This is a genomic window from Dechloromonas hortensis, assembly GCF_009469765.1.
GTDB lineage: Bacteria > Pseudomonadota > Gammaproteobacteria > Burkholderiales > Rhodocyclaceae > Azonexus > Azonexus hortensis.
Genome location: NZ_SSSQ01000001.1, coordinates 432,146 through 449,049 on the forward strand (window position 1 = coordinate 432,146; position 16,904 = coordinate 449,049).

At 66.6% G+C, this 16,904-nt stretch carries 19 protein-coding genes; 1 reads left to right on the top strand and 18 read right to left on the bottom strand.

The annotated features are described in order from the left end of the window. Nucleotides 1–29: 29 nt before the first annotated feature. From GH663_RS02155 to GH663_RS02170, 4 genes are read right to left on the bottom strand one after another with little or no spacing between them, the layout of a single operon-like run. On the bottom strand, nucleotides 30–1,448 hold the full coding sequence (locus GH663_RS02155; RefSeq protein ID WP_153130082.1) for a nickel-dependent hydrogenase large subunit: 1,419 nt from the start codon (nucleotides 1,446–1,448) through the stop codon (nucleotides 30–32). Beyond that, nucleotides 1,445–2,446, bottom strand: a complete 1,002-nt coding sequence (locus tag GH663_RS02160) for an NADH-quinone oxidoreductase subunit B family protein (protein WP_153130083.1) — start codon at nucleotides 2,444–2,446, stop codon at nucleotides 1,445–1,447. Before GH663_RS02160 ends, GH663_RS02155 begins: the two co-directional genes overlap by 4 nt. Continuing rightward, nucleotides 2,443–3,915 carry a sigma-54-dependent transcriptional regulator gene (locus GH663_RS02165; protein ID WP_153130084.1) on the bottom strand — a complete coding sequence of 491 codons (1,473 nt, stop codon included), beginning with the start codon at nucleotides 3,913–3,915 and terminating at the stop codon, nucleotides 2,443–2,445. Before GH663_RS02165 ends, GH663_RS02160 begins: the two co-directional genes overlap by 4 nt. After that, complete coding sequence (locus tag GH663_RS02170) at nucleotides 3,912–5,588, bottom strand: hydrogenase maturation protein (RefSeq protein ID WP_153130085.1); 1,677 nt, start codon at nucleotides 5,586–5,588, stop codon at nucleotides 3,912–3,914. The genes GH663_RS02165 and GH663_RS02170 overlap by 4 nt, the downstream gene beginning before the upstream one ends. A gap of 163 nt (nucleotides 5,589–5,751) precedes the next feature. Between GH663_RS02170 and GH663_RS02175 the strand changes: the two genes are divergently transcribed. After that, nucleotides 5,752–5,964: a hypothetical protein gene (locus GH663_RS02175; RefSeq protein ID WP_066886658.1), complete on the top strand. Its 213-nt coding sequence runs from the start codon at nucleotides 5,752–5,754 to the stop codon at nucleotides 5,962–5,964. A 7-nt stretch (nucleotides 5,965–5,971) separates the two neighbouring features. Here GH663_RS02175 and hypE read toward each other — a convergent pair whose 3' ends face one another. From hypE to cybH, 14 genes are all read right to left on the bottom strand, one after another. Next, nucleotides 5,972–7,024: a hydrogenase expression/formation protein HypE gene (hypE, locus tag GH663_RS02180; protein WP_153130086.1), complete on the bottom strand. Its 1,053-nt coding sequence runs from the start codon at nucleotides 7,022–7,024 to the stop codon at nucleotides 5,972–5,974. Nucleotides 7,025–7,178: 154 nt separating this feature from the next. After that, complete coding sequence (gene hypD, locus GH663_RS02185) at nucleotides 7,179–8,306, bottom strand: hydrogenase formation protein HypD (RefSeq protein WP_153130087.1); 1,128 nt, start codon at nucleotides 8,304–8,306, stop codon at nucleotides 7,179–7,181. Further along, the gene (locus GH663_RS02190) at nucleotides 8,306–8,545 is read right to left on the bottom strand and encodes a HypC/HybG/HupF family hydrogenase formation chaperone (protein ID WP_153130088.1); all 240 of its coding nucleotides are present in this window, start codon (nucleotides 8,543–8,545) and stop codon (nucleotides 8,306–8,308) included. The genes hypD and GH663_RS02190 overlap by 1 nt, the downstream gene beginning before the upstream one ends. A 3-nt stretch (nucleotides 8,546–8,548) precedes the next feature. Next, nucleotides 8,549–10,864 (bottom strand): carbamoyltransferase HypF, encoded by a 2,316-nt coding sequence (gene hypF, locus GH663_RS02195; protein WP_153130089.1) that lies wholly within the window; start codon nucleotides 10,862–10,864, stop codon nucleotides 8,549–8,551. Then, nucleotides 10,861–11,871, bottom strand: a complete 1,011-nt coding sequence (hypB, locus tag GH663_RS02200) for a hydrogenase nickel incorporation protein HypB (protein WP_153130090.1) — start codon at nucleotides 11,869–11,871, stop codon at nucleotides 10,861–10,863. Before hypB ends, hypF begins: the two co-directional genes overlap by 4 nt. Nucleotides 11,872–11,884: 13 nt before the next feature. After that, complete coding sequence (gene hypA / locus GH663_RS02205) at nucleotides 11,885–12,226, bottom strand: hydrogenase maturation nickel metallochaperone HypA (protein WP_066886141.1); 342 nt, start codon at nucleotides 12,224–12,226, stop codon at nucleotides 11,885–11,887. After that, complete coding sequence (locus GH663_RS02210; RefSeq protein WP_153130091.1) at nucleotides 12,219–13,121, bottom strand: hypothetical protein; 903 nt, start codon at nucleotides 13,119–13,121, stop codon at nucleotides 12,219–12,221. The genes hypA and GH663_RS02210 overlap by 8 nt, the downstream gene beginning before the upstream one ends. Beyond that, nucleotides 13,118–13,585, bottom strand: coding sequence for a [NiFe]-hydrogenase assembly chaperone HybE (gene hybE / locus GH663_RS02215; RefSeq protein WP_153130092.1), 468 nt, complete (start codon nucleotides 13,583–13,585; stop codon nucleotides 13,118–13,120). Before hybE ends, GH663_RS02210 begins: the two co-directional genes overlap by 4 nt. Beyond that, nucleotides 13,582–13,782, bottom strand: coding sequence for a rubredoxin (locus GH663_RS02220; protein ID WP_066886488.1), 201 nt, complete (start codon nucleotides 13,780–13,782; stop codon nucleotides 13,582–13,584). Before GH663_RS02220 ends, hybE begins: the two co-directional genes overlap by 4 nt. Before the next feature lie 99 nt (nucleotides 13,783–13,881). Next, nucleotides 13,882–14,745 carry a hydrogenase expression/formation protein gene (locus tag GH663_RS02225; RefSeq protein ID WP_153130093.1) on the bottom strand — a complete coding sequence of 288 codons (864 nt, stop codon included), beginning with the start codon at nucleotides 14,743–14,745 and terminating at the stop codon, nucleotides 13,882–13,884. Next, nucleotides 14,742–15,200 (bottom strand): thioredoxin domain-containing protein, encoded by a 459-nt coding sequence (locus tag GH663_RS02230; protein ID WP_153130094.1) that lies wholly within the window; start codon nucleotides 15,198–15,200, stop codon nucleotides 14,742–14,744. The genes GH663_RS02225 and GH663_RS02230 overlap by 4 nt, the downstream gene beginning before the upstream one ends. Continuing rightward, nucleotides 15,197–15,499, bottom strand: a complete 303-nt coding sequence (locus GH663_RS02235; protein WP_153130095.1) for a HypC/HybG/HupF family hydrogenase formation chaperone — start codon at nucleotides 15,497–15,499, stop codon at nucleotides 15,197–15,199. The genes GH663_RS02230 and GH663_RS02235 overlap by 4 nt, the downstream gene beginning before the upstream one ends. A 1-nt stretch (nucleotide 15,500) precedes the next feature. Then, nucleotides 15,501–16,115: a HyaD/HybD family hydrogenase maturation endopeptidase gene (locus GH663_RS02240; RefSeq protein WP_153130096.1), complete on the bottom strand. Its 615-nt coding sequence runs from the start codon at nucleotides 16,113–16,115 to the stop codon at nucleotides 15,501–15,503. 68 nt (nucleotides 16,116–16,183) lie between these two features. Continuing rightward, nucleotides 16,184–16,888, bottom strand: a complete 705-nt coding sequence (gene cybH, locus GH663_RS02245) for a Ni/Fe-hydrogenase, b-type cytochrome subunit (protein ID WP_153130097.1) — start codon at nucleotides 16,886–16,888, stop codon at nucleotides 16,184–16,186. Nucleotides 16,889–16,904: the final 16 nt, after the last annotated feature.

The following is a 16,904-nucleotide window of genomic DNA, read 5'->3' on the forward strand; positions in this document are numbered from 1 at the left end:
CGAGCGGACTGCGCGTCCGCCGCAACCTTTTAATGCACCGTGCACACCATGCACGGATCGAAGGAGCGCACCACGTGCTGCACGGTCGGCGGCGCACCTTCGCCGGCCGGCAGGCCGAGCAGGGCCTGCTCGAGCGGGCCGGGCTGGCCGCCGGCGTCGCGCGGCGAGAAGTTCCAGGTGGTCGGGGCGATGATCTGGTAGCGCTCGATGCGGCCGCGCCGGATGCTCAGCCAGTGGCCGAGGCTGCCACGGGCGGCTTCGACCAGACCGACGCCGCTACCTTCGTCGGGCAGCGCGCCTTGGGCGCAGAAAGGCTCGCCCGGCTGCAGCGCCTGTACCCAACTCTCCATGGCCGGCACGACGATGGCCAGTTCGAGCAGGCGGGCAACGACGCGGGCCATGACGCTGGCGCCATCCTGCTGCACCAGATCGCGCAGCAGCGGGTGGCCGGCCAGCATCTGCCGGGCCAGGGCGCCGACTTCAAGCGACTGACCGGCATAGCGCGGCGCCTTGCACCAGGTATAGGCATCCGGCTTGTCAGCGGCGACGATGGTTTCCCCCATTGCCGGATGCAGCGGCGGGCCGGCCAGCAACCAGGCCGATGCGCTGTCTTCAACGATGGCCGACGGGTCGAGCCCCTTCACCTGGCCGGCCTGCCAGATACCGGCCGGAAACAGGCCGTAGGCGCCGAAGGACAGGAAACGGTCGCCAGCACGCCCCAATTTGTCGAGACCGAGGTCGCGGGCGGCCTCGATGAAAAGCGGCAAATCGGCCGGTCGACCGGCGGCCCAGGCCAACAAGGCGGCTTTCGAGTCGAGCTGGCTGACTGCGGCCAGCGTATCGCCGAACAGGCGTTTTTCCAGGAAGCTGCGGAATTCGCGGAGCAGGGCGAGCAGCCGGATCCGTTCGCCGGCGGTGATCGCCCGCGTGCTGCCGCCCGGCTGGATGGCCAGCGTATGCGGCCAGCGCCCGGCCAGGAAGCCCATCAGTTTGAGGAAGCCGGCCCGCGCCGGCAGCACCTCGGCCGCCGCCTCGCCCTTGACCGCCGTGAAGCGGCGCGCCACGGCGCCATGCCAGCTGCGGTCGACATAGGCCGGACGGGCAAAATCGGGCATGAAGAAGAGGTAGAAATGGGTCAGGTGATCGGCCAGGTTTTCGGTGGCCTGGATCAACTGGCGGGCGAGTTGGCCGTTCGGTGTCGGCCGGATGCCCATCGCGCCAGCCAGCGCCTCGGCCGCGGCGGCCGACTGGGCGACCGAGCAGATGCCGCAGATGCGCGGCACGATGGCCAGCGCATCGAGCGGCGCACGGCCGACCATGATCTGCTCGAAGCCGCGAAAGAGCGGCGAATTGACGTAGGCGGCCTGAACCCGCCCGGCTTCGAGATCGAGGCTGACTTCGAGATCGCCTTCGACGCGGTTGAAGGGGCCGAGCACGAGGCGCGTCATTTGCCGCCGCCTTTCTTGCGGATCGCCGGCCGGATCAGCGGATGATCGACCACCGCGTTGTCGCGCACCCGCTTCGGCGTTGCCGACTTGGAGAGCGCGGCGAGAGCGACGAACCAGGCTTTCGGCATGTCGGTCGGCAGGCCGATCGGGATGCCGGCCACCTTCGGCGTTTCCTGGAAGGCATGGCCGGGCGACTCGAAGCCCGGCTCGGTGCAGGCGATGCAGGCGAAGCCGCCGCGCAGACAGGAGCCGCTGCCGTTCCACGGCCGCAGGTTACAGTCGGCGTGCGCCTGTGTCCCCTTGCAGCCAAGGTTTTCCATCAGGCAGCCGAGATCGGACGGCTTTTCGGCGCTCGCCTTGAATTCGTAATACTCGTTGCGGGCGCAGCCGTGGTGCACCAGTTCGCCGGCGTAGAACAGCGGCCGCCCGAACTCGTCGAGATCGGTCGCCGACAGGCCTTCCAACGCCAGTTTTTCCAGCGTTTCGACGACCCAGCCCGGGTGCGTCGGGCAACCGGCGATATTGACCACAGGCAGGCCGCCGGCCGCCACGAAGTCGCGCCCGAGCAGGCCGCCCGGCGTCTGTTCGTCGTATTGCAGGCCGCAGGCTTCGAGCGGATTGCCCGGCGTATTGGCCGAGAAGCCGCCATAGGCGGTGCAGGAACCGATGGCGAAGACCCAGCGGGCGTGACCAGCCAGGCGCTCGACCCATTCGGTCAGCGGCCGGCCGCTGCCGGCCATCAGGTGGAATTTGCCGGTGCCGTTCGGACCGCGCAGCATGGCGCCTTCGACGCACAGCACATCGAAGGCCAGCCGCCCGGCGGCGCATTCTTCGAGGATGTGCAGCGCTTCACCACCGCTTTCCAGCGACAGGGCCGGATGCCAGAGAAACTCGATACCGGCGTCGGCCAATTCGTCGAACAGCGAACGCGGCTCGGAACAGAGCAGCGACTGCGTACAGCCGCCGCAGCCGCCGCTTTGCAGCCAGAGCACCTTCATTCGCCGACTTCCAGGCCGTGCCGGCCGAGCTTGGCTCGCAGGCCGACGCGCGACAAGCCGAGCTCGCGGGCCGCCCGCGACTTGTTGCCGCGATGGCGCCCCATCGCCTCTTTCAGGACATGCATTTCGAGCTGATCCATGCGTTCCTTCAGGTTGCCGCTCAGTTCGGCCGTCCACACGGCACCGCCGCCCGCCGCCGCCCGGGGCTGGCGCAGCACGCGCGGCGACAGCAGGTCGGCGCCGAGTTGCGGCGTATCGGCCAGCGCCACCATGCGCAGGATTTCGTTCTGCAGTTCGCGCACATTGCCCGGCCAGGCGTAGGCAGTCAGCGCCGCCAGCGCTTCGTCGCTGAAACCGTCGACCCGCTTGCCGAGCGCCTGGCAACTGCTGTCGAGCAGGCGCTGGAGAAGCAGCGGCAGGTCCATCGTCCGCTCGCGCAGCGCCGGCACATGCAGCGCGATGGTCGCCAGCCGGTAATAGAGATCCTCACGGAAACGCCCGGTGCGGACGTCTTCTTCCAGATCGCGATTGGTCGCTGCAATGACCCGGACATCGACCGTCACCGCCCGGTTGCTGCCGAGCGGCCGGAATTCGCCTTCCTGCAGCACGCGCAGCAGCTTGACCTGGAAAGCCGGGCTGGTTTCGCCGATTTCGTCGAGAAACAGCGTGCCGCCATCGGCCTGCTGGAAGAGGCCGACCCGATCCTCGACGGCGCCGGTAAAGGCGCCGCGTTTGTAGCCGAAGAGTTCCGATTCGAGCAGCGTATCGGGCAGCGCGCCGCAGTTTTCGGTGATGAACGGCTTGCTCGCCCGCCGGCTTTCGTAATGGATGGCGCGGGCGATCATTTCCTTGCCGGTGCCGGATTCGCCGGTCACCATCACCGACAGGTCGTAGGGCGCGACGCGCTCGACCAGATCGCAGATGGCATTGAGCGGGCTGCCCCGGGCGCGCAGGAAGCTGCCCAGGCCGAAGCTGTTTTTTGCCTTTTCCTGCTTGGCCTCGACCCGTTTTTTGAGCACTGGCTCGGCCGTGCGCAGGTCGAGCGACAGGCGCTGGTTTTCCTGCTGCAGGCGCCAGACTTCGGCGGCACGCTGCAGCGTCAGCAGCAACTGTTCCGGCTGCCAGGGCTTCAACAGGTATTGCCAGATGCCGGCCTCGTTGACGCCGGTGATGATGTCCTCGGCGTCGGTATAGCCGGAGAGGATGATGCGGACGATGTCCGGCCAGCGCGTGCGCACTTCGCGCAGGAAGTGGACGCCTGTGGTGCCCGGCATGCGCTGGTCGCAGAGGACGATGCGGATGGCTGCGGTGGACTGCTCTTTTTCGAGGATTTCCATGCCCTCGGCCGCACTGCTCGCGCACCAGACTTCGAAATCCTCCTCCAGCGTCCGGCGCAGCGCTTCCTGCGAGCGCACCTCGTCGTCGATGACGAGGACGGCGGGCAGTCGGCGCAGGCTGGCTTGGCTCATTCGGGAATCTTCCAGTCGAGATCGCGGTGGCGGGCAAGGTGACGCGGCGTCCAGGAGTTCGGCGAACGCGCGACGAAATGATAGCGTGCGACGTGGTAGGACGGGTCGAAACCGTAGAAGTTACGGCGCATCTCGTTCAATTCCGCCGCCCGGTACTCGGCCAGAGGCCTGGCCGTTTCGTCGGCGGCCCGCCTGGCCTGCTTGGCGGCGAGCTGGGCCGCGATATCCGGCGCCGCGGCCAGTTCGGCGGCCCGCCGGGCGACATCGACGGCAAAGCCCGGGCCGGGCAGGCAGGCGTCGTAGAAGCCGAGGCGGACCGCTTCCGCCGCCGTCATCGGCAAGCGGTGGCGCATGATCGCCGCCGCCCCGTCGTCGCCGACGCGCGGCGGCAGCAGGTAAGTCCAGAATTCCGAGCCGAACAGGTTGCCCATATTCTTGTAATGCGGGTTGAGCATGACGCCGGCCCGGGCCCAGACGAAATCGGCGGCGCGGGCCAGGAAGCAGCCGCCGGCCCCGGCGTTGCCGCCGACTGCGGCGACGGTCAACTGCGTTGCGCAGCGCAAAATGGCCTCAGCCAGATCGTCGATCGCGTTGATGTTGGCCCACGACTCGTCGGCCGGGCTTTCCGCCGCCTCGATGGTGTTCAGGTGAATGCCGTTCGACCAGAAATCGCTGCCGCCGCGCAGCACGATGACCCGGGTCGGGCGCGTCGTCGCCCACTGGAAGGCCTCGGTCAGCCGCTGACATTGCCCGGTGCTCATCGCGCCGTTGTAAAACTCGAAACTGAGGAAGCCGACGCCGGCCACCTCTTCATAGGCAATGTCCTGCCAAGTGGGCGTTGGCGCTTTCCACCAGCCGGCCAGCGGCAATTCGGGCAGTGCGGCCGCCTCGGGGAAAGCCAGCGTCGCCGGCAGCTTGATGCCGCCGGGCCGTTTGACATGGCCGATCCACAGCGCGCCATCCACGGTCGCCCGACAGATGGCCGTCGCACGACGACCGAGCAAGGTGCCGGCCGGACCTTTCAGCTCCGCTTCCGGCCAGGCATCGAACAGCTGGCAGGGCTGGCCGAACAGTTCGTCGGCGACGCCGGGAAAACCGTCGGCCGCGTTCAGCCGGGCGAGGAGGCTGGCGCTGCACGCCGCCGCCCAGTCGAGGCGGCGTTCGCTCTGCTGCATCAGTGCATGGGCCTGGCCGGGTACCCGCTCCGGTGCGAAATTGCCCTGCTCGACGCGGTCGACCGCAGCAATCACCGCCTGCACCGCCGCTTCGGTCACTTCATTGCGGTACAGCGACGCCTTGCGCGCGACGCGCATCGGAAAGTTGGCCGTCGCCCAGACCGGCCCGGCATCCATCTCGGCCTCCGCCTGCAGCACGGTGACACCCCACTGCGCGACGCCGTTCTGGATCGCCCAGTCGAGCGCCGACGGCCCGCGATCGCCGACGATGCCGGGATGCACGATCAGGCAGCGCCGCCGCGCCCAGATCGATTCGGGAATCGCCCGCTTCAGGAAAGGGGCGACGATCAAATCCGGTTTGAACAGGTCCACCGCCTCTTCGGCCACCGCATCGGCGATGTCGAACTCGATGCTGATTTGGTGGCCGCGCGCCATCAATTCGCAATAAAGACGCTGGGTCAGGCTGTTAAAACTGTGCGTAAGAAAGAGAATTCGCATTCCGTCCGACTTTTTACAAATAATTTCAATGTCATGAATCTCGATTTCTCGCGGCTTGGCAGGCGGAAGTTTCCCGAAATGCATGTCTCTATAACTTTCGCGATATTTTTCAATCGCTTGGCTTTGGTTAGGATGCGCACACTCATGACACAGGCTTGAAACAATGCAAACGCAACGCAAACCAGCCAAGACCCGCAGCCCACGCAGCCAACGTGCGCCACGCCCGGAATTCACCGCCGCCGTCCGCTATCTCGACGGCAGCCGCGACATCTTCCACGTCCGCAATGCCGACGACATGGAAGATGCCCGCGCCCTGGTCATCGCCGAACTCGGTCAGTTGCAAAGCATCGTCATTGCTCAGCGTCGGGCGCACTGAGCGTCCTTCAGCAAATCCGCGGCAACTGCTCGCCGGACAACCAGTCCACGATGCGCTTGCCGCCAAAACCGGTGGTCATCTGCACGAAATGGTGCGGATCGGCCTGTACCGAGCCGATAATCGCCGCCGCCGCCCCCTGCGGGTGAGCCCGCATCGCTGACAACAATGTGTCGGCATCGCGCGCCGCGCAAATCGCCACCAGCTTGCCCTCGTTGGCAACATAAAGCGGGTCCAGCCCAAGAAACTCGCAAGCCGCGCTGACCGCCGGCTTCACCGGCAAAGCCTTTTCCTGCAGCATCATGCCGACCCCCGATTGCTGGGCGATTTCGTTCAGCGTCGTCGCCAGCCCGCCGCGGGTCGGGTCGCGCAAGACGTGAATCTCGGCGCCGCTCGCCCGCATCGCTGCGATCAGACCATGCAGCGCCGCCGTGTCGGACACGATCGGCGACTCGAACCCCAGACTTTCGCGCTCGGCCATGATCGCCATGCCGTGATCGCCGAGCGTGCCGGACACCAGGATCACGTCGCCGGGCTGGGCAGCGCGCCCAGACAATTCATCACCGCTCGCCACGACGCCGACGCCGGTCGTCGTGATGAAGACGCCGTCACCCTTGCCGCGTTCGACGACCTTGGTATCGCCAGTCACCACCGGCACCCCAGCCTCTTTGGCTGCCGCCGCCATACTTTGCACGATGCGCGCCAGATCGGCGAGCTTGAAGCCTTCTTCGAGGATGAAGCCGGCCGACAGATAGAGCGGCTTCGCCCCCATCACCGCTACGTCGTTGATCGTGCCATGCACCGACAGGCAGCCAATGTCGCCGCCGGGAAAGAACAGCGGCGAGACGACATGCGAGTCGGTCGCCATCACCAGTCGGCCTTCGCCCGGCGCCGGCAGCAGCGCACCGTCGTCGCCCTGGGCGAGGTATTCGTTGCCTAGGTGTTTGGCGAACAGCTCCTCGATCAGCTGCGCCATCGCCCGGCCACCGGCGCCATGCGCCATGTCGACCTGGCCGTGCTTGATGTCGAGCGGGCGGGTGTAGTTTTTGCGGGTTTCAGTCATTGGGATGCTTCAATGTGTCTGGTGAGAGGTGGTTTCTGCTTCAAATGCAGCTCTTCGGGCTGGCGTTGTTTTCCGCGCTGGCGGCGCGGAAAACCACGGTCGCCAAGCCCACGCCCTGGATTCCCGCCTGCGCGGGAATGACGGATAAGCGCAATCAGGCCACATCCTTATACCGCCCATAAGTGTAATGCGCCGCACACGCCCCCTCCGACGACACCATGCACGAGCCGACCGGATTCTCCGGCGTGCACACCGTGCCGAATATCTTGCAATCCTGCGGCCGCTTGACGCCGCGCAGGATGGCGCCGCATTCGCAGGCCTTGTGGTCGGGTACCGACTGATAGCCCAGAGGGAAGCGCTTTTCGGCGTCAAATTCGGCGAACTGGCGGCGAATGCGCAGTGCCGAGTAGGGCAGCACGTTCAGGCCGCGCCATTCGAACTGCTTGCGCATCTCGAACACTTCGCCGACCAGTTGCTGCGCTTTCAGGTTGCCGTTGCGGTCGACGGCGCGCGAGAACTCGTTTTCGACTTCGGCCCGCCCTTCATTGACCTGACGGATCAGCATCCTGATCGCCTGCATCACGTCGAGCGGCTCGAAACCGGCGATGACCACCGGCTTGCGGTATTCCTCGGCGAAGAACTCGTAGGGCCGGCTGCCGATGATGGTCGAGACGTGGGCCGGGCCGATGAAGCCGTCGAGCGGCACGGTGCCCCACTGGCGCACTTCCGGTGATTCGAGGATGCTGGAAATGGCCGACGGGGTCAGCACGTGGCAGCAGAGTACCGAGAAATTCTTCAGGCCGAGGGCTGCCGCCTGTTTGATCGCCACGGCGGTCGGCGGCGTCGTCGTCTCAAAGCCGATGGCGAAGAAGACGACCTGCTTGTCCGGGTTCTTCTGGGCCAGCGTCACCGCATCGGCACTCGAATAAACCATCCGAATGTCGCCGCCGCGCGCCTTGGCCTTCAGTAGCGACAGGCCGCCGGAAGCCGGCACGCGCAGGCAGTCGCCGTAGGTGCACAGGGTGACGCCTTGTTCCAGCGCCAGGCGGATCGCTTGATCGACGCGACCGATCGGCAGTACGCAGACCGGGCAACCAGGGCCGTGGATCATCCGGACATTGTCGGGTAGCAGGTCGGAGACGCCGTAGCGCGAGATGGCATGGGTGTGGCCGCCGCAGAACTCCATGAAATGGTAGCGCCGGTCGGCTCGCGCTTCGCGGCGGATGGCCTCGGCCAGGCCCAGGGCGACGTCGCCGTCGCGGAATTCGTCGATGTATTTCATCAGTGCAGGGTCGGATCGTCGCCCAACTGGCTGATTTCGCCGAACAAAGCCAGCGTTTTCGCCGCTTCTTCCGGATCGAGCTTGTTCAGCGCGTAGCCGACGTGAACGATGACGTAATCGCCGACCGCCACGTTGTCGACCAGGGCCAGCGAAATTTCCTTCCGGACGCCGGCCAGATCGACCACGGCGTTGTCGCCTTCGCGCAGTTCAACTACTTGCGCGGGAATTGCCAGACACATGCTTCATCTCTCCTTGAACATCTTGCGCGCCAGCCAGGCCTGGCCAAGCGCCAGGCCGCCGTCGTTGGGCGGCGCCTGGCGCGCTTCGAGCAACGTCAGGCCCGCCGTTTCCAGATGCTGGCGCAAGGCCGTCATCAGCAGCGCATTCATCGCACAACCGCCGCCGACGGCGATTTTTGCCTCTTTTGAGCCGTGCACCGCGCCCCGCAGGAAGCCCCCTTGGGGGGCAAGAGCCTGGACGACCCATGCCGCCAGCCCGGCCGCCACGGTGGCGTGGAACAGCGCCGCCCCTTCCGCCGCATCGTGACAGACCAGCAAGGCGCCGATCAAGGGCGACAGGTCGAGCCCACCGTCGCGCAGCACGAAGCCGTCCGCCAGCGGCGGCACCGGGCCGTGGGCGACGGCCAGGCTTTCCAGCAACATCGCCGCCTGTCCTTCGTACTGTGATATTTCGCAGACGCCGAGCAAGCCGGCCGCCGCATCGAACCAGCGGCCGAGGCTGGAGGTCGGCGGACAGCGCAGGTCGCGGGCCAGCATGGTGAGCAGCGGGCCGCCGTCGCGCTCGGGGTAGCGCTGCTTCAGCCAGCCGCCGACGCGGTAACCGAGGCCGGCGCCATGCAGCGCGGAGAGCGCCATGCGCCACGGCTCGCGGGCGGCGCGGTCGCCGCCGGGCAGTTTGAGCGGTGCCAGATGGCCGAGGCGCTCGCAACGGGCGCCGTCCAGACGCAACAGTTCGCCGCCCCAGGCACCGCCGTCCGGGCCGAGGCCGACGCCATCCAGCGCCAGGCCGATGATCGGCTCGTTGACGCCATGTTCGGCGCAGATCGCCGCCAGATGCGCCTGATGATGACCAACAGCCAGCGCCGGCACGCCCAGTTCCGCGGCCAGGCGCAGCGCCAGCTGGGTCGATGGGTAGTCCGGGTGCAGGTCATGGACGATCAGCTCGGGCCGCACGTCGAGGATGGCCAGCAGGTGGGCGACCGCTTCTTCGAGAAAGGCGATTGCCGCCGCGTTGTCGAGGCCACCGATGTGCTGCGACAGGAAGGCTTCCTTGCCTTTCAGCACGCAGACCGTGTTTTTCAGGTAGCCGCCGAGCGCCAGTACGCTTGGCCCGCCGTTGCTCAAGGCAATCGGCAGCGGCACGTAACCGCGGGCCCGGCGGATGAAACTCGGGCCATCCGCTGTCGCGCGCAGCACCGAATCGTCGCAGCGGACGACGATGTCGCGGTCGTGCACCAGGTAGGCATCGGCCAGGCCGGCCAGGCGCGCCAGCGCCTCGTCGTTGCCGGTGACCAGCGGCTCGCCGTGAGGGTTGGCACTGGTCATCACCAACAGCAGTTCGTTTTCCTGGGCCAGCCAGTCGCTGCCGCTCGGTCGCCCTGCCGCTTCGTGCCAGAGCAGCAGGTGCAGCGGCGTCGCCGGCAGCATGACACCGAGCGAAGCGAGGGCGGGCGCGATCCCGGGCAATTCGCCGAGCCCCTTGGCGCACAGCACGACCGGGGCGGCGGCGCTGCGCAGCAAGCCCAGTTCGGCGGCGCCGATCTCGGCGTAGCCGGCCAGCGCAGCGGCGTTCAGCGCCATCACGGCAAACGGCTTGGCCTCGCGCTGTTTGCGGCGGCGCAGCTCGGCGACGGCAGCGGCATTGCGGGCGTCACAGGCGAGATGAAAACCGCCCAGGCCCTTGATGGCGACGATGCGGCCGGCCTGCAGCAGACGCAGGGTTTCAGTTAACGGATCGCCGGCCAGCGGTTGGCCGGCCGCATCGAGCAGGCTCAATTGCGGCCCGCAAGCCGGGCAGCAGGTGGTTTCGGCATGGAAACGGCGGTCGACCGGGTCGGTGTATTCGCTGGCGCAGGGCGGGCAGAGCGGGAAAGCGGCGAGGCTGGTCTGCGCCCGGTCGTAGGGAATCCGGCGGCTGACCGTATAGCGCGGGCCGCAATGGGTGCAGGTGGTGAAGGCATAGCGCCAGCGCCGGTTGGCCGGGTTGCACAGCTCGGCGACGCAGGCCGGGCAGAGCGCGGCGTCGGGGCCGATGGCGGTACCGACGCTATCGGCCACGCTGTCGCGGATCTCGAAGCCGCTGTCGCTGACCTCGACCGCTTCGCTGACGATGTCGTCGATGCGGGCCAGGCGCGGGATCTCGTTGGGCAGGCGGGCGATGAATTCGGCCATTTTTGCCCCGTCGACCGCCAGGGTGACGCCGGCGCCGTCGTTGCGCACCCAGCCGTTCAGACCGAGCTCGTTGGCCAGCCGCCAGACGTAGGGGCGAAAGCCCACGCCCTGGACGAGGCCGCGAATGCGCAGCAGCCGACCGCTCACTTGGCGGCCAACTGACGCTCCAGGTCGGCGACCCGACGCTTCAGGGCATCCACGGTTTCCGAGCGCTTGGCGCGCTGCGCCTCCAGCCCGGCCTCGATCCAGTTCAGCCAGGCGGACAGGCCGTCGCCGCTGCTCGCCGAGACGCGGAAAATGGTCAGGTTTGGATTGACCCGCCGGGCGTTGGCTTCGGCCAGGTCGGCGTCGAATTCGAGGTAGGGCAGCAAGTCGCACTTGTTGAGCAGCATGACGTCGGCCGCGGCGAACATGTCGGGGTACTTGAGCGGCTTGTCCTCGCCCTCGGTCACCGACAGGATGGCAACTTTGTGGTGTTCGCCGAGATCGAAGGCGGCCGGGCAGACCAGATTGCCGACATTCTCGATCAGGAACAGCGATTCGTCGGCCGGCTGCAGGCGCTGCATGGCGTGGCCGACCATGTGGCCATCGAGATGGCAGCCCTTGCCGGTATTGATCTGCAGGGCCGGCACGCCAGTGGCGCGGATGCGCTCGGCATCGTTCGAGGTCTGCTGGTCGCCCTCGACAACGCTGATCGCCAGCTTTTGCTTGAGCAGTTCGATGGTCTTGACGAGCAGCGTCGTCTTGCCCGAGCCGGGGCTGGACACCAGGTTGAGCGCGAAGATGCCGCGCTCGTCGAACCAGGCGCGGTTGGCGGCGGCATAGCTGTTGTTCTTGCTCAGGATGTCCTGTTCGATCTGCACCATCCGCGCCTGACTGAGGCCCGGCACATGGGCGCGGGCCGGCCCCGTGCCGTAGTCGAGATCGCCGCTGACGGCAGGTTCGTGATGATGATGGTCGTGATCGTGCTGATGCTCGCCGTGATGGTCGTGCGGATGCGCATGGACGCTGCCGTCGGCGTGCGGGTGGCTGTGCGGATGTTCGTGCGCATGGTCATGGCTATGCACCGTGCCATCGGCATGGACATGACTGTGCGCATGTACCCCGCCTTCGATTTTCGTTTCCCCTGCCCCGCAGCCACAAACCGTACACATAAACTCTCTCCTCTTACTCGATTTCGATTTCCTTGACCCGCATCTCGGTGCCGCCGGTGGCCTGCACCTGGTAGCTGCCGCAGGTCGGGCAGGCGCCGAACAGCTCGCGCATCGGCACCGTCGCGGCGCACTGCATGCACCAGCCCGCCCCCGGCACCTCGGCGATTTCCAGCGCCGCGCCGTCGGCCAGGCTACCCCGGGTCACCACCTCGAAGCAGAATTTCAGCGCTTCCGGCTCGACCGAGGACATCTGGCCGATTTCCAGCACGACCAGTTTGACCCGCTGCGCATTTTCGCGCCGGGCCGTATCTTCGACCAGTTGCAGCACGCCTTCGGCGAGCGACATTTCATGCATCTTCCAGCTCCAGCACGTAAGGCAGGCAGGGATCGAGCGCCAGCACCGCCTGCTCGACCAGCCTTCGGGCGGCGCAGAAATCGGCGACCCGGGCCCCGGCCAGCAGCGCAGCGAGCGGGCCGGCTTCGGCAAAATGGCAATCGGTCGGTGCCCATACCCGGTAGTTCATCACCTTGCCCTCGACCACCCGCACGGCATGGGTCAGCGCCCCGCGCGCCGTGATCGTCTGGGCGACGCCCCAACCATCGTCGCCGGCCGCGGCCAGCGGATAGGGACGGTTTTCGGCCAGCGCCGCGGTTGCCGCCTCGACTTCGGCCAGGCGGTGGGCGAAAGCGGCGCCGATCGAGACCGGATGCCGCACCGCCGGATGCTCGGCGACCGCCCCCTGCCAGTAAGCCAGCCAGGCCTGCGGATTGAGCGCAGGAAAGGCAAAATTCAGCGCATGCCGGCGGTCGACCAGTTGTAAACGGCATTTTTCGGCGAGCTCGGCCAGCGTGCCGTCAACCAGGCTTTGCGTCGCGGCCACACGGTTGGTGCCGAGGCGCTCGGCCCGCCAGGCGACGAAGGCCTCCTTGGCCGGCGGCAGACCCAACGTCGGCGGCCAGTCGAGCAGCAGGCGCCAGAAATTCTCGTGCAGCAGTTCGATCCACAATTCGGCATCATCGACCGGCCGCCGCTCGACACCTTCGGCCGCGGCCAGCGCCGCCTGTGCCGCCGCCCGCTGGGCATGAGCGCACAGCGTATAGATGTAGGGCACGGTCTTGATCACGGCTTCCGGCGGCTGGCCGATGAACAGGCGCGTCACCGGCGGCCGTTGCAGATTGACCGCGATGTCGCTCAGCCCGCCGTTGGCGTAGCGGGCGCGCACCGTCAGCAGGCCGCCGCTGGTCGTCATCCGGACAAACCGAGAAAGGCGCGCCGGGTCGGCGCTGGCGCGGTCGCCGGGGCGCTCAGCGGTTCGGCAAACAGCGCGTGGGCGGCAGCCAGTGCGGTCAGCCGGGCCTGCTCGTGGCTATCGAATTCGAGGGCCGGCGAGAACAGCGAACACAAATGGTAATTGCCCAGGCTGGCCTCGTCGGCAACGGTGAATTCGTAATCGCCGGACGGGAAATGCCAGTCGTGCTTGCTGCAGGCGGCCAGGGCCGGCCAGCCATCAAGCTGGCCGGGCAGGCAGAGCAGGTTGATCGCCCACGGCGTAACCATCACCCCCGCCCAGTGGCCGGCCGGCGTCCGCTGAAAGCCGACGGCCTCGACCTGCAAACGGGCGTTGCAGATCGGCACGTCGGCCATCCGCGTCGCTGCAATATCGCTGAAGACGGCGACCAGTTCGGGCGACGGATCGCTGGCCCAGATTTTCATGCGCCGAGCACCATGAACTTGTGGCGCGGCGCATCGCAGCCCGGGCAGCACCAATCATCCGGCAGCGCGGCAAAGGAGGTGCCGGGCGGAATGCCCCGCACGTCGTCGCCCTGCGCCGGGTCGTAAACCCACCAGCAGATGCCGCACTCAAGCCTGTCATCCGGCTTGACCGCCAGAAATGAACCTTCGAAACGCATGATCACCCCCGCTTCGGCAAATTGGTCTGCATGCCATCCGGTACGCCGGAATCCCCGTTGCCGACACTACACCAACTACGGGCCGGCAGCGAAATTAACTCAGAGCGGCTCACGCATCATCTCGAGATACTCGCGCAGGCGCTCGATCGAGTCGCTGAAATCCTCGTCCGAAGCGAGCGCCACTTCCGGCATGGCGACGATCTCGATCGAATTGAGGATCAGCGTGTCCATGCTGTTGAAGTACTGCACCCACCAGACATTCTTCAGCCGCGTGCTGGTAATCCGGCAATTGCCGTAGCCGCGCGACAGGATCGACACCTCGCGGTGGCCGAGCCAGCCGTACAGCGTATCGAGGTCGGCATCGCTGACCGGCAGCAGGGTCAGGTTGATGACGTGGGCGCCATCGCCAGCCCGCCAGGCCGCCGCCTGCTGGCGGATTTCCTCGACCAGCGCCTGGGCGTTCATGCAACCGGCCGGGTAGGCCGGGGCCGGCAGGTCGGCGACCGCCGTCTGCAGCATGGCATCGGTCAGCACGCTCGGGATGCTGCCGGTTTCCAGCCGGTCGACCAGCATCGTGCCGTCGTCGGCCACCTGCAGCACGCGCCAGAGGCCGGCGAAGGCGGTTTCCTGGACACGCCAGTGGGCCGGCGCGGTGGTGAAGGCGCTGACTTCGCCGAAGCCCATCGACTGATTGATGACTTCGCGCAGCGGCGCCTCCAGGCCGAGCAATTCGAGCTTGGCGCCGCCGGCGAAGCCGACCTCGACCGCACCGTCGACAAAAAAGTCGAGCAGGCGGGCCGCCTGGGCCACCGCAGCGGCCGGCGCATCGTAGGGCAGGCTGGGCGCCGAGAAGGTTTCCATGCCTTTCGGCATCGGCAGGTAATCCGGCGCCTCGTCGCCTTGCGAGCCGGGGCCCATGGCGACGACGGAAATCGGGAAGGGACGCATCATCGAGGGGTTCATGCACAGGCTCCTGGGTTGCCGGCGACGCGGACGGGAATGCCGATCGGCTTCGGCTGGGCCGGGCCGCTGAGCAGGCGGGCGACTTCGTTCTGGTAGTCGGCCCAGTCGCGAATGCCGTTGAGCACGCCGACGAATTCGCCGTCGCGCAGGAAAACGACGGCCGGCGCCCGTGGCACGCCGTAGTGCCGCATCAGGTCGGGCGCGAAATCGGGGCCGGCCACCCAGCGCGCGATCAGCCCGCCGACCGGCTTCAGCGCCTCGGGCAGGATGACGCAGGCGTCGAGCACTTCCAGGTTGCGCTGCGGGTCTTCGGTCAGCAGCAGCGCGGTCAGGCCGGTCGGAAATTCCGGATCCTTGCGGTCGACCCGGTAAAAACCGTGTTTTTGCTGCATCCGGCCGAGTGCCGTTTCCAGCCGCTCAAGCGAAGTCGGGCCGGCTTTGAGTTCGAAACTCATGATGTTTGTGTCCTCAGGAATTCAGGGAGTTGCGGTTCGCGGTCGAGATCGGCGAAGAAGGCGGACAGGTCGGTTTCACCCGACTGCACGGCAGCCAGTGCATTCAGTGCGGCATTGATGCTGGCCGCCCGCTCGGCGTCGATCACCTCGCGCGCCGCATCGAGAAAGCAGAGCAGCCAACTGCCAACCGGCTGTACGCCGACCAGGCTGAGGTCGATGCGGACCTCGCCGTTGCGGCCAGCGCAGCGCGCGAAGTGGGCGCCGCATTCGAGCACCTGGACGGGGATGCCGAGACACATTTCAGGCTTCTTCCAGATTCAGGAAACGGGCGTCGCCCAAGCGGTAGGCCTGGCTGGCCGACGGCCGCTCGCCTTCGTAAACCTCGATCGCCAGTGCCGCATCGGTGAGGCTGGCGGCCTTGCCCTGGCGCACGCGAGCCGGCGCCCCCCAGCGTTCCAGCCAGGCGAAGGCAATATCGAGGGCCGGTGCCATCTGCGCCTTGACGATATCGCGCAGGCTGCCGCCGTAGTCTTCCAGCTCTTCCGGCTGGACGCCGATCAACACCAGTTCGGCCGGCAGCTTGCCGGTCAGTTCGGCCGCCATCAGCACTTCCTGGAAACCGGTCTGGTGCAGGCTCATTTTCTTGGCGCCCATGAAGCGCGGCACCTGGTCACCAACCACTTCGCGCAAGTTGCCGGGTGCATCGCCGTAATCGACCGCGTCGAAAACTAGCAGGCAATCAGCCTCCTGGACGTAGGGCAGCAGGTAGAGGCCTTGCGTGCCGCCATCCATCAGCTCGACCTGCGGCGGAAACTCCCAGCCGGCGTTCAGCGCCTCGACGCAGCGCACGCCAAAGCCCTCGTCGGCCCACAACAGGTTGCCGATACCGAGCACAAGAATGCGTTTGGAATTCATCGTTACCTCCAGAAAAAAATGCCCCGGTCGCGTCAGGTGCGAGCCGGGGCCAATGCAAGGTAAGACACCTAATCCTTGAACATCCGCCAGCCGCTGATCATTGTGGAAATCAGGCTCTGCCGGCTCATGATGTCCTCGCGGATCGCCGCGTAAATGTGCACCAGCGCGAAAGTCATCATGATCCACATGCCCAGGCGGTGCAGGTTATGCACCTGCATCGAGCCGCCCAGCACCGGGATCACCCAGCCGAAGGCGAGGTCGCTCCAGTGGCCGAGGCCGGCTCCTTCGCTGTAGATCGCGAAGCCGGTGAACACCATGCCGACCGCCAGTACCGAGAAGAAGAAGAACATCATCAACTGCGCCATCGGGTTGTGTCCGACGTATTTTTTCGGCGTCTTTTCGAGGAAGAGATACCAGCGCAGTTCGAAGAAGACTTCGCTCCACCAGTGCTTGTTGCTGATCGGCAGCATGAAGATCTGCCGGGCGTGGTGATTGCCGACAAAGGCCCAGTAGATACGCGCCGCCAGGCCGATGGCGAAGATGTAGGCGGCGGCGAAATGGGCGAAACGGATGTAGCCCATCAGGAAATTGGCCGATGCCTCACCTGGCTGGGTCGGCAAGGGTGTGCCGATGAAATAGCCGGTCACCGCCAGCACCACCATGGCCAGCGCATTCAGCCAGTGCCACAGGCGGACCGGCGCTTCGTAGACATAGATCGAACGGACCTGTTTGCCGTGCCGTTCGGCCTCCAGCATGTCCTGTTGAGAGAGCATGATTGCCTCCTTTCCG

Coding starts and splice junctions, on each gene's coding strand:
- GH663_RS02155 (WP_153130082.1), bottom strand. CDS start 1,448: ATGACGCGCCTCGTGCTCGGCCCCTTCAACCGCGTCGAAGGCGATCTC.
- hypE (WP_153130086.1), bottom strand. CDS start 7,024: ATGACTGAAACCCGCAAAAACTACACCCGCCCGCTCGACATCAAGCAC.
- GH663_RS02235 (WP_153130095.1), bottom strand. CDS start 15,499: ATGTGTCTCGGCATCCCCGTCCAGGTGCTCGAATGCGGCGCCCACTTC.
- GH663_RS02190 (WP_153130088.1), bottom strand. CDS start 8,545: ATGTGTCTGGCAATTCCCGCGCAAGTAGTTGAACTGCGCGAAGGCGAC.
- GH663_RS02210 (WP_153130091.1), bottom strand. CDS start 13,121: ATGACGACCAGCGGCGGCCTGCTGACGGTGCGCGCCCGCTACGCCAAC.
- GH663_RS02220 (WP_066886488.1), bottom strand. CDS start 13,782: ATGCGTTTCGAAGGTTCATTTCTGGCGGTCAAGCCGGATGACAGGCTT.
- cybH (WP_153130097.1), bottom strand. CDS start 16,888: ATGCTCTCTCAACAGGACATGCTGGAGGCCGAACGGCACGGCAAACAG.
- GH663_RS02240 (WP_153130096.1), bottom strand. CDS start 16,115: ATGAATTCCAAACGCATTCTTGTGCTCGGTATCGGCAACCTGTTGTGG.
- hybE (WP_153130092.1), bottom strand. CDS start 13,585: ATGAAAATCTGGGCCAGCGATCCGTCGCCCGAACTGGTCGCCGTCTTC.
- hypD (WP_153130087.1), bottom strand. CDS start 8,306: ATGAAATACATCGACGAATTCCGCGACGGCGACGTCGCCCTGGGCCTG.
- GH663_RS02160 (WP_153130083.1), bottom strand. CDS start 2,446: ATGAAGGTGCTCTGGCTGCAAAGCGGCGGCTGCGGCGGCTGTACGCAG.
- GH663_RS02175 (WP_066886658.1), top strand. CDS start 5,752: ATGCAAACGCAACGCAAACCAGCCAAGACCCGCAGCCCACGCAGCCAA.
- GH663_RS02170 (WP_153130085.1), bottom strand. CDS start 5,588: ATGCGAATTCTCTTTCTTACGCACAGTTTTAACAGCCTGACCCAGCGT.
- GH663_RS02165 (WP_153130084.1), bottom strand. CDS start 3,915: ATGAGCCAAGCCAGCCTGCGCCGACTGCCCGCCGTCCTCGTCATCGAC.
- hypA (WP_066886141.1), bottom strand. CDS start 12,226: ATGCATGAAATGTCGCTCGCCGAAGGCGTGCTGCAACTGGTCGAAGAT.
- GH663_RS02230 (WP_153130094.1), bottom strand. CDS start 15,200: ATGAGTTTCGAACTCAAAGCCGGCCCGACTTCGCTTGAGCGGCTGGAA.
- GH663_RS02225 (WP_153130093.1), bottom strand. CDS start 14,745: ATGAACCCCTCGATGATGCGTCCCTTCCCGATTTCCGTCGTCGCCATG.
- hypB (WP_153130090.1), bottom strand. CDS start 11,871: ATGTGTACGGTTTGTGGCTGCGGGGCAGGGGAAACGAAAATCGAAGGC.